The organism is Mesorhizobium opportunistum WSM2075 (assembly GCF_000176035.2).
GTDB classification, from domain to species: Bacteria; Pseudomonadota; Alphaproteobacteria; order Rhizobiales; family Rhizobiaceae; genus Mesorhizobium; species Mesorhizobium opportunistum.
In genome coordinates, this window is record NC_015675.1 from 2781753 (window position 1) to 2798532 (window position 16780).

Genomic DNA, 16780 nt, shown 5'->3' on the forward strand with positions numbered 1-16780 from the left:
CCATGCGAAATGGAAGCGACGTCATCGTCGTCGGTGCGGGTATTGTCGGCTCGAGCACCGCCTATCATCTGGCCAAGGCGGGTGTGAACGTCACGCTGGTCGAGCAGACGCATCCGGCTGGTGGCCCGTCCGGCAAATCGTCGGCGCTGCTGCACGCCTTCTACCTGATGCCGGAACTGTCGCAGCTCTCCATCCGTGGTCGCGAGATATTGGTGTCGCTGCCTGAGATCGCCGGCGAAGGGTCCTTTGTGACCGAAGTCGGCATGATGTGGGTCTGCGGCGCCGACAATGAGGCGAGCTGGAAAGCGGCGGCCGAACGCATCCGTGGCGAGGGCGCTCGCATCGAGACCTTGTCACCGCAAGCCTTCGCCGATGCCGCGCCCGGCTTTGCGCTCGACGATGTCGCGCTGGCGCTGTGGGAGCCGGAATACGGCTATGCCGATGCCTTCGGCGCCACCAACGCGATCGCTCGCGCCGCCCGTACCAACGGTGCGAAAATCCTGCAGAACACGCTTGTCGAAAGCCTTCGGCGGGAGGGCGACCGCATCACCGGCGTCACCTTGATCGATGGGACGGTGCTGGAAGCCGAGACGGTCGTGCTCGCCGCCGGGCCATGGACGCGCCGCCTGTTGGAGACGGTGGGGCTGGACCTGCCGTTGCATGTCGAACGCCATCCGATGGCCGTTCTCGATGCCGCCGGCAAGGCTAGGCATGTGATGCCCTTCGCCTGGTGCGATGACATTTCCTGCAACTACGCGCGGCCGGACAATGACGGCGTCATCCTGGCCGGCACTTGGGCCGGCGGCGGCACCGGCCTGCGCCACGAACATGCCGGCCGCCCGCGTTTCGTCGAGAATCCCGACACCTACATGGAAGGTGTCGAGGAGTCCGAATCGGTCGAGATCCTGGAGACCTTCGCCTCTCGCGTGCCCGCCATGGCCGAGCTCGGCATACGGCCCGGTTATGCCGGGCTCTACGACATGAGCCCCGACGATCTGCCTGTCATCGGACCCATGCCGGGTGTCGAAGGGCTGGTCGTCTCGGCGGGGTCGTCCGGCCATGGGTTCAAGACTGGACCAGCCGTCGGCGAGGCGGTGGCAAGGCTGGTCACCGAGGGGGCGCAACCGATCCTTGCGCCGTTCTCGCCCAGCCGCTTCAAGGCCGCGTGATGGCGTCGGCGACAATCAGCGAGAGCAAGCCCCGCGGTTTCATGCCGGCAGCGTTCCGCAACGCCACGGCCGATGCCTTGTGCATGGTGGTGGTGCTGCTGCTTATGGCGCTTGCCGCCTTTGTCTTCGGTGGCGCCGCCATGCAGCGCGTCGTTACCTATGCCGCGATCATGCTGACCGCGGTGCTCGGCCTGCAGATATTCTCCGGCAACAGCGGCATCGTCTCTTTCGGCCAGGCCGCCTTTGTCGGCCTCGGCGCCTACGCCACTGGCATTCTCACCATGCCGACGGCGCTGCAGCGAACGGCGCTGCGCGACCTGCCGGAATTCCTCGCCGGCTATCAGCTCTCCTTCTTCGCGGCGCTGGCCGTGGTGCTGGTGCTGGCTGTCGTCATCGGCCTGTTGACCGGCACGCCACTGCTCCGGCTGACCGGGTCGAGTGCCTCGATCGCCACGCTCGCCATGCTGATCATCGTCTACACGCTGTTGGTCGCCGGGCGCGAGATCACCCGCGGCAGCCAGCCCTTCTACGGCGTACCGCGCGAGGTAGGGCTGTGGACCGCCGCGGCGGTCGCTTCCGTGGCGCTGGTGGCGGCAAGGCTGTTTCGCGAAACCTCTTTCGGTCTCGCCAGCCGCGCCGCCGCCAATGACGAGCGCGGCGCCGCCGCCGTCGGCGTCGACCAGCGCACGGCGCGGCTTGCCGCCTGGGTGGCGGGCGTGGTCGCGGCGATGGCCGCCGGCGCCATGATGGCGCAGTTCCTCGGTGCGTTTTCGCCGCGCGATTTCTATTTCGACCTCGGCTTCACCATGCTCGCCATGCTGATCGTCGGTGGCATGACCTCGTCGCTCGGTGCTTTTGCCGGCGTCATCGTCACCATCGTGGTGATCGAGGTGGTGCGCCGCTTCGAAGGCGGCGGTGAGGTGCTCGGCCTGCATCTGCCGGTCCTGTTCGGCCTCACCCAGGGTGTGCTCGCCATCGCCATGATCCTCGTCATCTGGCAGCGGCCGACCGGCCTTTTCGGCGAGCGCGAGCTCAACCTTCTGCGGCGGCCCGGACGCCCGGCGGAGACGGCTTCGGACGCGCCGTCGCTTAAGGTCGGCGCGGACCGGCTGGTGGCCGACCATCTGTCGCGCCGCTACGCCGGTGTCGTGGCGGTGGACGACGTCAGCCTGAGCTTCGAGACCGACAGCATCACCGGCATCATCGGTCCCAATGGCGCCGGCAAGACGACGCTGCTCAACATGCTGGCTGGCGATGTCGAGCCAAGTGCCGGCAGCGTATCCGTCGGTGGCGTGGCGCGGCAGGCCTCGGCCTTCCGCTTTGCCCGATCGGGCATCGCCCGCACCTTCCAGAACATCCGCGTCTTCCCGCACATGAGCGTGCTGGAAAATGTCGTCGTCGCCGCACGCCAGGTCGAACCCGGTCTCGGCCACGCCGAGGCGGCCGCCATGCGCGAGCTGTCTCGCATGGGCCTGGAGAAATTTGCCGATCAGCCCGCCGCCAGGCTTGCCTATGGCCAGCGTCGCCGGCTGGAAGTGGCCCGCGCGCTGGCACTGAAGCCGCGCTTCCTGCTGCTCGATGAGCCGGCCGCCGGCATGAATGCGGTCGAGACCGCCGAGCTTGTCTCCATCCTGTCGGCGGTTCGCGCCGAGCGCCGCATCGGCGTCGTGCTTATCGAGCACGACATGCGGCTGGTGATGAACCTCTGCGAGCGCATCGTCGTCATCGATCATGGTCGCGTCATCGCCGACGGCACGCCCGGCGAGGTGCAGAAGAATCCGGCCGTCATCGCCGCCTATCTCGGCAGCCGCACCGCCCGCGCCAAGACAGCGCAGGCAACAGCCGAGGGCCAGACCGCATAGACCGCAACGACAACAGCCAACGATAACAAATCCAGAAGGAGAACCGACATGCCAAGCCTCTATCGCCTCCACCGCGCAGCTTTGTGCGCGGCTGCGTTCGGCATCGCCGCCATGTCCACGGCCAGCGCCGAGGAGATCATCATCGGTGCGGCGACCGCGCAGACCGGCGGCCTTGCCCCATACGACCAGCCGGCCCTTGCCGGCCTGCGCATGTCGCTCGACGAGCTCAACGCCAAAGGCGGGCTCGGCGGCAAATACACCGTCAAGCTGATGATCAAGGACACACGCTCCGACACCGCGCAGACCGCCACCGTTGCCCAGGAACTGATCGACGCCGGCGCCAAGATCATGATCACGCCGTGCGATGCCGATCCGTCGATTTCGGCAGGACAGCTCACGCAGCCGCTCGGCATCCCGACATTGACGCTGTGCGGCTCGGCACCCGTGCTCACCGGCGCGGTCGGCGACGTCATGTTCGGCACCTATCCGGCCGACAACGTCCAGGCGACGGCGGTCGCCGATTTCGCCGTCTCAGAAGGCAAGAAGAAGGTGTTCCTGCTGACCTCGCCGGATTCCACCTACACCGCCAACCTGCCGGAATATTTCGGCAAGGTATTCGAGAAGAAGGGCGGCGCCGTCGTCGGCCGCGGCACCTTCACCATGGGCCAGCCGGACTTCTCCGCCGAGATAACCAACATCAAGGGGCTGGCCGACAAGCCGGACCTGATCATGACGGCGGCCTACGAGCCGGACTTCCCGGCCTTCATCCAGCAATTGCGCGGCGCCGGCGTCACCATCCCGGTCTATGGCGCCGACGCCATCGGCACGCCGACCATCAAGGCCCTGGGCAAGCTGGTCGAAGGCGTCGTCTACACTGCGGCCGGCTATGCCGAGCCGGGCAGCAAGCTCGAGGCCTTCAATGCCGCCTTCAGCAAATATGCCGGCCATGCACCGGAATCGACCTATGAGGTCAATGGCTATGAGATCGGCCTGATCCTCGACCAGGCGGTGAAGACCGCCGGCTCCGACGATCCGAAGGCAATCCGCGACGCCATCGCCAACCTCAGGGATTTCGACGGCATCACCGGCAAGATCACCTATGCCGGCACCGACCGCATGCCGCTGCGGCCGGTGGCGCTGATGCGCTATGAGGGCGGCGAGGGCAAGCACGTGCAGACGCTGATCCCCGACGCCGCCGACGTTCCCGCGCCGTGATATCATGCTGAGCGTCGAAGCCCTCAAGATACGCTACGGCGAAGTCGAGGCGGTGCGCCGCGTCGACCTCACCGTCGACAGCGGCGAGATCATCGCGCTGGTCGGCGCCAATGGCGCCGGCAAGAGCTCGACGCTCGGCGCCGTCGCCGGGCTGGTACCGGCAGCGTCCGGCAAGGTGGTGTTCGACGGTGTCGACATTACCGGCCTTGCGCCGGAGGCGATCGCCCGCAAGGGCGTCGCGCTGGTTCCCGAAGGCCGCCGCATCTTTGCCAGCCTGACCGTGGCCGACAATCTGCGTCTGGGCGGCGCGGTGCATCAGCCCGCGGCCGAGGCACGGGTGCGCGAGGAGGAAATGCTGGAACTGTTCCCGATCCTGCGCCGCTACCATCGCGTCAAGGGCGGCAATCTGTCGGGCGGCGAACAGCAGATGCTGGCCATCGCCCGCGCCCTGATGGGCAAGCCGCGCATGGTGCTGCTCGACGAGCCTTCGCTCGGCCTCGCCCCGCAATTGATCGACACCGTCTTCGACCTGATCGCCGAGCTGCGCCGCAAGGGCCTGACCATCCTTCTGGTCGAACAGAATGTGGCTCTGGCGCTCGAAATCGCCGACCGCGCCATCGTGCTCGCCAATGGCAAGGTGGTGTTGTCGGGCACCGCGAAGGAACTCGCCTCCTCGGACCTCGTCCGCCAGGCCTATCTGGGAGCTTGAGAAGCATGATCGCGCAGCAGATCATCAATGCGGTCAGCCTCGGCGGCGTCTATGCGCTGCTGGCGCTCGGGCTGGCGATCGTCTTTTCCATCGTCGGGCTGATCAACTTTGCTCATGGCGAACTGATGACATTGTCAGGCTATGCGCTCCTGGCCTCGCTGGTCTTCGGCCTTCCTTTCCCCGTGGCCGTGCTTGTCGCCGTGTCCTGCGGCGCACTCGCCGCCGTCGCCATGGAGCGCGTTGCCTTCCGGCCGATGCGCGGCGCCAGCGTCACCAGCCTTTTGCTGACCAGCTTCGCCGTTTCCAGCCTGCTGAAAGTGGTTTTCCAGAATGGCATCTCGGCCCGGCCGCAAGCTGTCGCCATGCCCGGCTGGATGACCGGCGCCTTCTCCTTCGGCGACTTCACCATCGGCGTTGGCCCCAGCATCTCCATCGTCGTCTCGGCGTTGGCGCTGGTCGCGCTGGAAGTCTTCCTGCGCCGTTCGGTGACCGGTACGGCGATGCGCGCCGCGGCCGAGGATTTCGATGTCGTGCGCCTGATGGGCATTCCTGCCAGCCGCATCATCGCCACCGCCTTCCTGCTCTCCGGCCTGCTGGCCGGGCTCGCGGCAATGCTGTGGGTGGCGCAGCGCGCTTCCGTCGATCCGCTGATGGGTTTCACGCCGGTGCTCAAAGCCTTCATCGCCGCTGTCGTCGGTGGTCTCGGCAGCTTGCCGGGCGCGGTCGCCGGCGGCTTTCTGCTCGGCATCATCGAGGTGCTGCTGCAGGCGACGCTGCCGGGGGCGATCGCGCCCTATCGCGACGCCATCGTGCTGTCGGGGGTCATCGCCGTGCTGCTGCTGCGCCCGCAAGGCCTGATCCCGGCGGTCCGCGTCCAGCGCAGTTGATGTCATGTACAGCAAGCCAGAATTCGCGCCGCTGTCGCGCGACGATGTCTTCGGCCTGATCGAGGCGGCCGTCTTTGCCACTGTGGTGACATCGGGACCGCAAGGGCTCGTCGTCTCGCACCTGCCCTACGTGCTCGACCGCACGCGCGGCGCAAACGGCACGCTGGTCTCACACCTCGCCAGGGCCAATCCGCACAGCGCGCTGATTGCCGAGGGCAGGGAGACGGTCGCCGTCTTCCAGGGTCCGCACGGCTACATTTCGCCGTCCTGGTATCCGCGCAATCCGGTGCGCGACAGTGCGCCGACCTGGAACTTTGCCGTGGTGCACTGCCATGGCCGGCCGGTGCCGCTCGACGACTACGGCACCGCCCGGCATCTCCTGCAACTTGTCGACATGTTGGAAAGAGATCGCGACGACCGCTGGCGCATGCGCGAACTCGGTCCCGGCGGCATGGAGAGGCGCATGCCCAGCATCATCGGCTTCGACATGCCGATCAAGCGCCTCGAAGCCAAGTTCAAGATGGGCCAGGATGAGCGCCTCTACGACACGGACGGAGCCATCGGCGCGCTGGAGGAAACCGATCCGGCGCTGGCGGCCATGATGAAGACGCACAATGCCCATCGCTGCGACTGACCGACGAGAAACTTGCCTGCCAGTTGACCTTCAATAGGCCACTCCGCCCGCGACTTCTGCTCGCCCGCGATCTTCTGCTCGCATCCATGCGTGGAAAAATCGTTCGCCCTGGCGGCCTCGAAGGGCCGATCGTTCCTTTCCCGGCAATAGGAAGTCGATGAGACTTGCAAGCACTGATGGCGACTCCGGTCGCGGAAAAGTGCCTGCACATTCAATTGGCTGGGTTTTCCAAGTGGAAGTTCATGCCACGTCCCGAAAGACCAGGGGAAGGAACCTGATATGCCAAGAATAGTGCCTGTGCTCGATCTGAGCCGTCTGGAGCAAGGCGCGTCGGAGCGCCGGACATTTCTGGCGGACTTGCGTTCCGCGTCGCGCGATATCGGCTTCTTCTATCTGGCCGGACATGGCATCTCCTGGGCCGAGATCAGCGAGGTGCTCACCGCATTGCGCCATTTCTTCGCCTTGCCGGAGGCCGACAAGCTTGCGATCGAGATGGTCAGATCCGCGCAGTTCCGCGGTTACACGCGCGCCGGTGGCGAACTGACCAGGGGCAAGGAGGACTGGCGCGAACAACTCGACATCGGTGTCGAACGCCAGCCCATTGCGCAAGGACCGGGAATTCCCGCCTGGACGCGGCTGCAAGGACCAAACCAGTGGCCCGCCGCACTGCCGGAGCTCAAGCCGGCACTGCTTGCCTGGCAGAGCAAGGCGACGGCGGTGGCGATCCGGCTGTTGAAAGCCTTCGCACTGTCGCTCGATCAACCCGAGGATGCTTTCGACCCTATCTATGAAGGGGAGCCCAATCACCGCATGAAGATCGTGCGCTACCCCGGCCGCGATGCAACCGGCGGCGACCAGGGTGTCGGCGCGCATAAGGATGGCGGCTTCCTGACGCTGCTGCTCCAGGACGACAGCAAAGGGCTGCAGGTCGATTATGATGGAAGCTGGGTGGATGTGGACCCCATTCCCGGAACGCTCGTCGTCAACATCGGCGAACTGCTTGAACTGGCCTCGAACGGCTATTTGCGCGCAACGGTGCACCGCGTGGTAACGCCGCCCGCCGGTGTCGAGCGCATTTCGGTGCCGTTCTTCTTCAGCGCCAGGCTCGATGCGACGATACCACTGCTTGGTCTTTCCGAGGAACTGGCGGCGCAGGCACGCGGGCCGGCCAGCGATCCGGACAATCCGCTGTTTCGCGATGTCGGAACCAATCTGCTGAAAAGCCGGCTGCGTTCGCATCCCGACGTCGCGCGGCGCCACTATGCGGACCTGCTGGAACCGGAAGTCCGAGCCGGCTGAGCTTCACAGGCTCGAAAGGACAGGATTTTCGCAACTCATGCCGATCTTTAGAAAATTATTCGTCGTATCTGGCCGGAAATCGGCTCAAAAGGGAAAAATCCGCTCAGCGTTTTCCTCCCATTTCGTTGAACGGTGTTCCCCTCTGAAGGTTTTGACCTTCTTTTTGGCCGGGCCGCTTTCGCGCCCGGCCATTTTTCTTCCTGACACGCGCGTTGCCAGGGCCGCGCCGATCCGGCAGGTTTCGTCTGGGTCATTCGGTGATCGGCCGCAATCAGTGGAAAGAAGGAGGGTCTCATGACCTCCAATGTCGCCGTCATCGCCGGCGCGGGCTCCGGATTGAGCGCCTCGCTGGCGCGCCTGCTCGCCGGCGAGGGCTTTCGCGTGGTCCTGGCCGCCCGCAATATCGAGAAACTCGGCGCCTTGCAGGCACAAATCGGCGCGCAGGCCGTGGCAACGGATGTCTCCGATCCCGCATCGGTCGAGCGTTTGTTCGATGTCGCCGACAAGGCCGGTCCGCTTTCGATCGTGATTTTCAATGCCAGCGGACGCGCCCGCGGCCCGATAACCGAGCTCGATCCCGAGGCGGTCCGGCAGGCATTGCTGGTCGGCGCCTATGGCGGGTTCCTGGTCGGTCAGCAAGCGGCCCGGCGGCTCCTCGCTCGAGGGGCGGGCTCGATCTTCTTCACCGGCGCGACGGCAAGCGTGAAAGGGTTCGCCGGCTCCGCCGGTTTTGCCATGCCGAAATTCGGCTTGCGCGGACTGGCGCAATCCATGGCCCGCGAACTGGCCCCGAAGAACATCCACGTCGCGCACTTCCTCATCGATGGCGCCATCGCTTCGGCCATGTCCGGCCAGGAGTCGGAGCCGCAGGATCGCCGGCTGTCACCGGATGCGATTGCCGAGGCCTATCTCTCCATCCATCGCCAGCAGCGCAGCGCCTGGACCTGGGAAATGGAGCTCAGGCCTTGGGTGGAGACATTCTGACGGGGCTGGCTGACGGGGCTGGCAAAAGGTGCGACTTTCCGCGTCTTGCGGGCAAAATCGAGAGGAGTCGACATTGAACGGGGATATCACTATATAGCGGCGGCTTCGTAACGCATGCCTAAGGGCTGCGCCACGGAAGCGACTGTAAATGTGCTACGTATTGCGCCATCTTTTGTGACGAAAATCGGCTCGAAAACCGGAAAAAAGCAAATAGAAACAGTGGCGCACAGCCGGGTCGATCCGGCTAAACGGTACCAGCCCCTCCAGAATCAGAAAATGTTCTTCAAACCTCGATTTCCTACGGCTCTGTGGACCTTGGACGGCATCGGCTTGCCGGGGCGTTACGACTCGGTTGGAATGGGGACAGGCATCCTTTGCGGGATGCCGGCGTTTATGATTACCAACCGGCTTTGCCGCCAGGGAACAGCAGTATGAGTGAACACGCGATCGAGTTCTTGCAGGGATGGATTGGCGAAAAGGTCCATTGCCAGTCCCACGCCAGGATCGAGAAGCAGGCCGAGACTCTGGCCAAGGAATGCGCTGCCAAGGCAGCGGAGGTCGGCATTCCGTTGGAAGACATCCAGGAAGAAGTCGGCGACATCAAGGAACTCATCGCATCCCGGCTCGAGGAAGCAGCCGAGGCGGACGGGAACCAGCAGGCGTCCAGCAAAGCCGCCGAATAGAATTTTAGGGGCGACCCTGTCTGAATGCGCGGGCCCTTCGGCCCGCGTTTTCGTCTCAGCCGAACGTTTCTCTTAGCCAAGCCTTCGGCAGCGCCGGCACGAAATTGCCGTCGCGCCCGGTCATGTCATCATTGGCGGTCAGCGCGTTGAGGATCGCCTCCTCCACGGCCTGGATCACCGCGTCGAAGAACGGGTCGATGTCGCTATCCGGGATGAAATCGGCATTGGCGATCCGGCCCGACGGCGCCAGCGCCGCGGCGGGATTGGCTGTCGAGAAGGCGAGAAAGATGTCGCCCGAGCTGTGATAGCCGAAGCCGCCGGTCATGGCGACGCCGAGCGGCACGCGGCGGGCCAGTCGTTTCATCTGGTGCGGCAGGAATGGCGCATCGGTGGCGATGACGGCGATGATCGAGCCTTTTTCGGCGCGCGGCGTCCCTTCGCGGATCGCCGGTTCCACGAGCTCCGGCCCGGCACGCAGGCCGCGAAGGGTAAAATTGCGCCGCTTGCCGAAATTCGACTGCACGAAGGCGCCGACCGTGTAGGCGCCGCCCTGCCATTCGACCATGCGCGACGCAGTACCGGAACCGGCTTTGAAGCCGAAGGCGATCATGCCGGTGCCGCCGCCGACGCTGCCTTCCTCGATCGGGCCGCCGGCGGCACCGTCGAGGGCCTCGCCAACATGATCCGATGTCAGATGGTGGCCGTTGATGTCGTTGAGAAACCCGTCATAGGTCTCCGCCGCCACCGGCAGGCCCCAGCCGCTGTCGAGTGCTGCCGGCAGCACATGATGCATCCAGCGCAGCGTGCCATCGCGTGAAACACCGCAGGAATGCGTGTTGGTGATGGTGATCGGGAAGTTGAAGGCGCCGGTTTCCTCGATGATGTGCGAGCCGGTCAGTTCGCCATTGCCGTTCTGGCTGAAAATGCCGGCAAAGACCGGCGTGGCCAGCTTGGCGCGCGGCCTGGGCAGGATCGCGGTGACGCCGGTGCGCACCGGCCCCTTGCCGACGACAAGCGCGCCGTCGCCCGATATCAGCGTCGCATAGCCGACCGCGATGCCCGGCACGTCGGTGATTGCGTTGAATGGCCCTGGCGTTCCGTCGAAGCCGATGCCGAAGCTTCGCGCGCGCGGCTTGCCGGATGGCGTTGCCAGATGGTGCGGATTGTCGGTCATGGTCTCAGAACAGCGATCCCTGATTGCCGGGTTCCCTGGTCTTGGCAACCGGGGTCTTGGCGGATGGCTTGGCAGCCGGCTTCGGCCGGGCCGCACCGCTGGTCGCCACCGCATCAGCAATGCCGTCGGCGAACTCCAAGGAAAGCGCCATTCCCGACGCCACGTCGGCGGCCTGCTTGATGACGGCGCCGTCGGCATCCTTCACCAGCGCGAAGCCACGCGCCAGCACGGCCTTGTGCGAAAGCGTCGCCAACAGCCGGTCTGCCTGGACGACGCGCCCGCGCAACCGCTCCAGCCGGATCAGCATCGCCTGGCCGCCGCGTCTCGTCAAGGCTGTCAGCAAATCCCTTTGCACGCGTTGGCGCCGCGCTGTCGGCTCGATCGTGATGCGGCCTTGCAGCAAGGCCAGCTGCTGCCTGTGTCGTTGCAGCGATGCCCTCGCGCATTTCGGCAACTGGTCCGCTGCCCGATTTAGCTCCGCACGCCGGGCTCTCGCCAGCGCGCGCAGCGCTCCTTGCGCTCGCAAGAGATTGCGTTCGTTGGTGCGCCGCGCCTCGGCAATTCGCTGCGACAGCATCGTCGGCGTCAGCTTCACGGCAACATATCGTGCCCGCTTTCGTTCGGTGGAAACCATCAGGCCGCGGCCGAGCCGGCTTGTCGCCTCGTCGAGGCGACGACGCGGCAGCGCGAGCAATTGGTCGGGCGAGGGCAGGGCACGGGCCGCCGCACGGGCGGCCTGCCGCTTGCGTTCGAAGTTGCGCAGGACCGCCGCTTTGAGCCGCGCGCCCAGGCTGGCAAGCGTCGCTTCGAGGTCGGCCTTCACCGGCACGGCGATTTCGGCGGCGCCCGTCGGTGTCGGCGCCCGCACATCGGCGACGAGGTCGATCAGCGTCCAGTCCGTTTCATGGCCGACGGCCGAGATCACCGGAATGCCGGAGGCGGCAACGGCGCGCGCCAGCGCCTCGTCGTTAAAACCCCACAGATCCTCGAGGCTGCCGCCGCCGCGCGCCACGATCAAGAGATCGGGGCGCTGGATGGCGCCGTCCCATGCCAAGGCGTTGAACCCAGCGACGGCATTGGTCACTTCCACGCCTGACGTCTCGCCCTGCACGCGGACCGGCCAGACCAGCACGTGCAACGGAAAGCGGTCCTTGATGCGGTGGATGATGTCACGGATGACGGATCCGGTCGGCGAGGTGACGACACCGATGACGCGCGGCATGAACGGCAGCCGGCGCTTGCGGCCGGCATCGAAAAGCCCTTCTCCCTGCAGCCGGCGCTTGCGCTCTTCCAGCAGCGCCATCAGCGCTCCGGCGCCGGCCGGCTCCAGATTGTCGATGACGATCTGGTAGTTGGACTTGCCGGGATAGGTGGTGAGCTTGCCGGTGGCGATCACCTCCATCCCTTCCTCGGGACGGAATTTCAGCCGGCTCATCGTGCCCTTCCACACCACGGCGTCGAGCCGGGCGCGGTCGTCCTTCAGCGCGAAATAGGCATGGCCGGAGGAGTGCGGCCCGCGATAGCCGGAGATTTCCCCGCGCACCCGCACATTGCCGAAGACGTCCTCGACCGTGCGCTTCAGCGCGCCGGAAATCTCGCTCACCGTGTATTCGGTGGCGTTGGTGCGTGATTCGGATGCTGCGTCGCTCATCGCTCGATTGGGGGCTGGTTGGCGTTCCGCGTCAAGGCGCAGTGTCGATCCAGCCGCTCATGGTCCGCATGTGTCTGATCCCCGCCTACCAACCCGGCAGGATCTGGTTCGGCTTGCTCCGCTTCATCTTGGCGAAGGCAAGTGCCGCGAAGTCGAATGTTCCCGTCTCCTCGCCAAGCGGCACGGAAATATTGTCCAGGCTTTCCGAAATATGGCGGGCGAGCGCGTCGACGATCTCCGGCCGCGACGTCTGGCCGCGCATGATGCCGATGCGGCAATCGGGCAGGGCGCCAAAGCCGTCGGCTTCACCCAGCACCCGCATGCCGGGCCTGAGCGCGCATTCCGGCAGCACCGAGATCGCCAGGCCCGAGAGCACCGCGGCGGTGATGACGGTCGCCGAGAAACTGGTGAACAGGATGCGGTAGTCGCGGTTCTGCTGGTCGAGCACATCGACGGCGGCGCGCCGCCAGATGCAGTTCGGCCGGCCAAAGGCCATAGGCAGCGTTACCTGTTCATGCGTGGCATGGTTGGCCGAGGTGACCCACAGCAGCGGCTCGCGCCGCACGACCTCCGACTGGCCGCGGACATCGTTGTGCGTCACCAGCGCCAGATCGAGATTGCCGCGCTTGATATGCTCGACCAGCCCCGGCGTCGGCTCGCAGATGACGGTCAGCTCGACACGCGGGTTGGAGCGCGTGAAGCGGGCCATGATCTCAGGCAGGAAACGGTCGGCATAGTCGTCCGGCGTGCCGATGCGGATCGTGCCTTCGAGCCGCTGGTCGTCGAAGGCGGCGAGCGTTTCGCGGTTGAGATAGAGCAGCCGTCTTGCGTAGGAGAGCAGCTTGTCGCCTTCCTCGCTCAGCCTGTTGGTACGCCCCTCCTTCTCGAACAGCGGCTTACCGATCCGCTCCTCCAGCCGGCGCATCTGCATGGACACCGCCGACTGGGTGCGGTGAACCTCCTCCGCCGCGCGGGTAAAACTGCCGGTATCGGCAATCGAGATGAAGGTCTGCAACTGATCGAGATCGAGCGGCGCTTTCATCGGTCCAATCCATCATTGTTGTTGATGTCTATGATTAGAAACATTCGTTGGATTAATCAATTGGCTGGTGGCAAATTGGTATTGTCCACATGAAGGCATGTGAATCGAAGCCGAAACGGCCGCTGTCGCCAGCGCCGATCGTTCGGTTTTGTCCGTTCGAGTCTGAAGGAGACCGACATGACCACGTTTGATTTCGCCACCGAGACCTCGCGCATCACCTCGCGTCCGGCTGTTGCGGCGCGCGTGGCAAACACCGTCTCCAACGCCTATCGCGCCTGGAAAAACCGCCGCGCCTTCTATCGCCTTGGTGAGATGTCGGACGCCGAGCTCGCCGACATCGGCCTGACGCGCGCCGACCTGCATGTCGCCATCGACGTGCCGTTTGGCCGCGATCCGACGGCGATGTTGCGGGAAATTGCCAGCGATCGTGTGGAAACGATCGAGGACATCGCCCGCAAGGTGGCTTGATCGCCGAGTTTCGGTCCGGTGAACCCATTCACGGTTCAGCGGGACCAAAGGTTCTGCAGGCTCCCCACTCCCTGCCGGTCCCCCGCCGGCCCTGCCTGCACGTTGCCCGGTCCTCCCAGGACCGGGCTTTTCTTTTGTGGCTCAGAACTGATCGATCAGTTCAATCAGCCATCTGTCTGTAAAAATGAGAATCCCGAAGGCCAAAAGGCTGACGGCAAAGATCCCATAGCCGGCGCGATTGCTCTCGTCCAAGGGCTTCCATTGCGACGGAAGCGGTTTTCCGTATCTCAAGGCGTCGCGAATGTCTCTGTAACCGGGAGCATCGCCCGGACTAAGGAAGTCATACCGATAAATTGAGTAGACACCCCCAATTAGTGCTGCAGCCATCAAGCCGTTCACGACTATTTCACCTAAAGTCATTGCTCGAACTACCGCCGGTCCATGTCCCGCTTGAATTGGTCGAAGATCGTTTCCACGCCCTTCTGGTACTCGTCGCGCTGCTGGGCGCCGGTCTCGAACATTTTGCCGAACAAATCGTCGAACGGGTTCCTCGCCCTACCGCTCGGATTGGTCTCTGGCAGCGGCGCCTGTCGTTGCTGCGGCCGTTGCGAGGCCTGAGGTTGTGGCGCCGGCTGTCCGCCAGGCAAGCCGCCACCACCACCTCCTTGCCGTAGCATCTCCTCGAAGATTTTCCCGAGCGGATTGTCGCCATAGGGACTCTGGGTCTGCTGCGGCTGCGGCTGGGGCCGGCCTTGCGGCTGCGGCGTGCCACCTCCGAACATGTCCTGCAGCACCTTGCCGAGCGGGTTGTCGCCATAGGGATTGGGGGCCGGTTGCGGCTGGCTTTGCGGTTGCGGCGTACCGCCGCCGAACATGTCCTGCAAGACCTTGCCAAGCGGGTTGTCCATCGGGTTTTGAGGTGGCGGCGCCTGGCGTGGCTGTGGAGCCGGAGCCTGCATGCCCCCGCCTTGCCGCATCATCTGCTCGATGATCTCGCCGAGCGGATTGTTGCCGCCACCGCCGAAACCGCCGGCGGCCTGCATCTGGTTGGTCGTCTGCTTGAACAGCCCGCCCATCACCATCGAGGCGATCGTGGGCAGCATCTGCTGCAGGATCTGCTGGCTGACACCGCTGGCTTGCGCCGCCTGGCTGGCGACCGCGCGCGACAGGTCCTTGGAGCCGAACAGATGCCCCAGAATGCCGTTGCCCTCATCGACCCCTTGCGGCGAGAAGGCTCGGGTCGCATCCTCGAAATATTTGGCGTGCTGGCCGCTTGCCATCGCCGTCATGAAGGCGCCGAGCCCATAAGGGTCGGCGGTGTTGCGTTGCAGCCCCTGCGAAAAGGCTGGCAGCAGTGCTGCGACCGCCGCCTGCGTCTGTTGCATCGAAAGCCCATATTGTTGGGCAAGCGCCTGCATGCCATTGCCGTTCTGGGCCTGGGTCAGCATGTCGAACAAGGTAGGCATCGGCTTCTCCTCCGGGAAATCCTGGGCGGAGAGCCTAATTCGTTTCAACGCCCGATTGAAGCAGCTTTTGTCGCTCGCTACGGCTCGCGGTTAATAGGCATATTCCATGAACACCGGTTCGATCGAACCGCCCCAGCGCGTGTGATAGGCGGAAAGCATCTCCTCGGCGCTGGTGGTGCCGCGCGCAACCACTTCGTCCAGTGTGTTGAGGAACGAGGTCTCGTCGTAGCCGTCACGGTTCTTCTTGCCCCGGTTCTTCAGCCCCGTGCGCGAAATGGCCAGCACGTCGCGCGCGATCTCGCGCAGCGAGGTGTTGCGGAAAGGCGCGGAAATGCCGAGTTCAGGCACCGCATTGCGCATGGCCAGTGTTTCTTCATATGTCCAGCTCGAGGTCAATGCCTCCGCCGCGTCGAGCGCCGCCTCGTCGTAGAGCAGTCCGACCCAGAAGGCCGGCAGCGCGCAGATACGCCGCCACGGCCCGCCATCGGCGCCGCGCATCTCGAGGAACCGCTTCAGGCGCACGTCCGGGAATAGCGTCGACAGATGGTTGGCCCAGTCGCCCATCGTCGGCAGCCCGTCGGGCACTTCATTGCGCGCCGCACCGGCCATGAACTGGCGGAAGGTGATATGGGTCATGTCATGATAGCGGCCGTCGCGAATGACGAAATACATCGGCACGTCGAGCGCCCATTCGACATAGTCGGCGAACCCGAAATCCGGTGAGAAGCAGAATTCGAGCAGGCCCGAGCGCTGGTTGTCGGTATCGCGCCAGATGTCGCCGCGCCAGCTCTGCAGGCCGTTCGGCCGGCTCTCGGTGAAGGGCGAATTGGCGAACAGCGCCGTCGACAGCGGCTGCAGCTTCAGCGACACCTGCATCTTGCGGCGCATGTCGGCCTCGCTCTCGAAGTCGAGGTTAACCTGGATCGTGCAGGTGCGGTACATCATGTCGAGGCCCTTGGTGCCGACCTTGGGCATGTAGCGCGTCATGATCTCATAACGCGACTTGGGCATTTTCGGCGTCTCGGCCAGCGACCATTTCGGGCTGCCGCCAAGGCCAAGGAAGCGGATTCCCATCGGCTCGGCGATCTCGCGCACCTGGGCCAGATGCGCATTGCCCTCGCGGCAGGTCTGATGGATGGTTTCCAGCGGCGCGCCGGAGAGTTCGAACTGGCCGCCAGGCTCGAGCGAAATCGCACCTTGGCCGGTCGGCTCGACCAGGCCGATGATGCGGCCGTCATCCATGATCGGATCCCAGCCGAGCTTCGACTGCATGCCTTCGAGGATGGCGCGGATGCCGCGCTCTCCGCCATAGGGCACCGGCGCATTGCCATCGACATAGAAGGGGAATTTCTCGTGCTCGGTGCCGATGCGCCACTTGTCGCGCGGCTTGTTGCCTTCGGCCAGGTGCTCGACGAGTTCGTCGACGCCTTCGATCGGCCGGAAATCGGTTGTGTCGCGCGCCATGATCTTAGCCCTCGGCAGATGACCCCGAAAATCGACTTTCGATTTTCGGAAAGGATCATGTGCCCCAATCGAA

Annotated in this window: 16 protein-coding genes; 10 read left to right on the top strand and 6 right to left on the bottom strand. The window is 64.8% G+C overall.

Annotated features, from left to right (window positions below; all coding sequences use genetic code 11):
• Positions 1 to 2: 2 nt before the first annotated feature.
• From MESOP_RS13325 to MESOP_RS13370, 9 genes are all read left to right on the top strand, one after another.
• Entirely contained in the window at positions 3 to 1169 is a 1167-nt protein-coding gene (locus MESOP_RS13325; RefSeq protein ID WP_013893853.1) for an NAD(P)/FAD-dependent oxidoreductase, read from the top strand.
• A complete protein-coding gene (locus MESOP_RS13330; RefSeq protein ID WP_013893854.1) occupies positions 1169 to 3031 on the top strand; it encodes a branched-chain amino acid ABC transporter ATP-binding protein/permease in 1863 nt (620 codons plus the stop codon). Before MESOP_RS13325 ends, MESOP_RS13330 begins: the two co-directional genes overlap by 1 nt.
• 48 nt (positions 3032 to 3079) lie before the next feature.
• Positions 3080 to 4246, top strand: coding sequence for an ABC transporter substrate-binding protein (locus MESOP_RS13335; RefSeq protein WP_013893855.1), 1167 nt, complete (start codon positions 3080 to 3082; stop codon positions 4244 to 4246).
• A gap of 4 nt (positions 4247 to 4250) precedes the next feature.
• Positions 4251 to 4955, top strand: a complete 705-nt coding sequence (locus MESOP_RS13340) for an ABC transporter ATP-binding protein (protein ID WP_013893856.1) — start codon at positions 4251 to 4253, stop codon at positions 4953 to 4955.
• 5 nt (positions 4956 to 4960) lie between these two features.
• Positions 4961 to 5842 (top strand): branched-chain amino acid ABC transporter permease, encoded by an 882-nt coding sequence (locus tag MESOP_RS13345; RefSeq protein ID WP_013893857.1) that lies wholly within the window; start codon positions 4961 to 4963, stop codon positions 5840 to 5842.
• A 4-nt stretch (positions 5843 to 5846) separates the two neighbouring features.
• Positions 5847 to 6476 (top strand): FMN-binding negative transcriptional regulator, encoded by a 630-nt coding sequence (locus tag MESOP_RS13350; RefSeq protein ID WP_013893858.1) that lies wholly within the window; start codon positions 5847 to 5849, stop codon positions 6474 to 6476.
• Between the two features lie 279 nt (positions 6477 to 6755).
• Complete coding sequence (locus tag MESOP_RS13355; RefSeq protein ID WP_013893859.1) at positions 6756 to 7775, top strand: isopenicillin N synthase family dioxygenase; 1020 nt, start codon at positions 6756 to 6758, stop codon at positions 7773 to 7775.
• A gap of 294 nt (positions 7776 to 8069) precedes the next feature.
• The gene (locus MESOP_RS13360) at positions 8070 to 8759 is read left to right on the top strand and encodes an SDR family NAD(P)-dependent oxidoreductase (protein ID WP_013893860.1); all 690 of its coding nucleotides are present in this window, start codon (positions 8070 to 8072) and stop codon (positions 8757 to 8759) included.
• 431 nt (positions 8760 to 9190) lie between these two features.
• Positions 9191 to 9442: a DUF768 domain-containing protein gene (locus tag MESOP_RS13370; protein ID WP_013893861.1), complete on the top strand. Its 252-nt coding sequence runs from the start codon at positions 9191 to 9193 to the stop codon at positions 9440 to 9442.
• Positions 9443 to 9497: 55 nt separating this feature from the next.
• Here MESOP_RS13370 and MESOP_RS13375 read toward each other — a convergent pair whose 3' ends face one another.
• The 3 genes from MESOP_RS13375 to MESOP_RS13385 form a co-directional block, all read right to left on the bottom strand.
• The gene (locus MESOP_RS13375; protein WP_013893862.1) at positions 9498 to 10616 is read right to left on the bottom strand and encodes a DmpA family aminopeptidase; all 1119 of its coding nucleotides are present in this window, start codon (positions 10614 to 10616) and stop codon (positions 9498 to 9500) included.
• A 4-nt stretch (positions 10617 to 10620) separates the two neighbouring features.
• Entirely contained in the window at positions 10621 to 12267 is a 1647-nt protein-coding gene (gene xseA / locus MESOP_RS13380; protein WP_013893863.1) for an exodeoxyribonuclease VII large subunit, read from the bottom strand.
• 85 nt (positions 12268 to 12352) lie between these two features.
• Positions 12353 to 13309 carry a LysR substrate-binding domain-containing protein gene (locus MESOP_RS13385; protein ID WP_013893864.1) on the bottom strand — a complete coding sequence of 319 codons (957 nt, stop codon included), beginning with the start codon at positions 13307 to 13309 and terminating at the stop codon, positions 12353 to 12355.
• A gap of 177 nt (positions 13310 to 13486) precedes the next feature.
• Between MESOP_RS13385 and MESOP_RS13390 the strand changes: the two genes are divergently transcribed.
• The gene (locus MESOP_RS13390) at positions 13487 to 13777 is read left to right on the top strand and encodes a DUF1127 domain-containing protein (protein WP_013893865.1); all 291 of its coding nucleotides are present in this window, start codon (positions 13487 to 13489) and stop codon (positions 13775 to 13777) included.
• A gap of 141 nt (positions 13778 to 13918) precedes the next feature.
• Here the strand turns inward: MESOP_RS13390 and MESOP_RS13395 are convergent, their stop codons facing one another.
• From MESOP_RS13395 to MESOP_RS13405, 3 genes are all read right to left on the bottom strand, one after another.
• A complete protein-coding gene (locus tag MESOP_RS13395; protein WP_140780420.1) occupies positions 13919 to 14176 on the bottom strand; it encodes a hypothetical protein in 258 nt (85 codons plus the stop codon).
• Between the two features lie 29 nt (positions 14177 to 14205).
• Positions 14206 to 15243, bottom strand: a complete 1038-nt coding sequence (locus MESOP_RS13400) for a DUF937 domain-containing protein (RefSeq protein WP_013893867.1) — start codon at positions 15241 to 15243, stop codon at positions 14206 to 14208.
• 90 nt (positions 15244 to 15333) lie between these two features.
• Entirely contained in the window at positions 15334 to 16707 is a 1374-nt protein-coding gene (locus MESOP_RS13405; protein ID WP_013893868.1) for a glutamate--cysteine ligase, read from the bottom strand.
• Between the last annotated feature and the right edge of the window lie 73 nt (positions 16708 to 16780).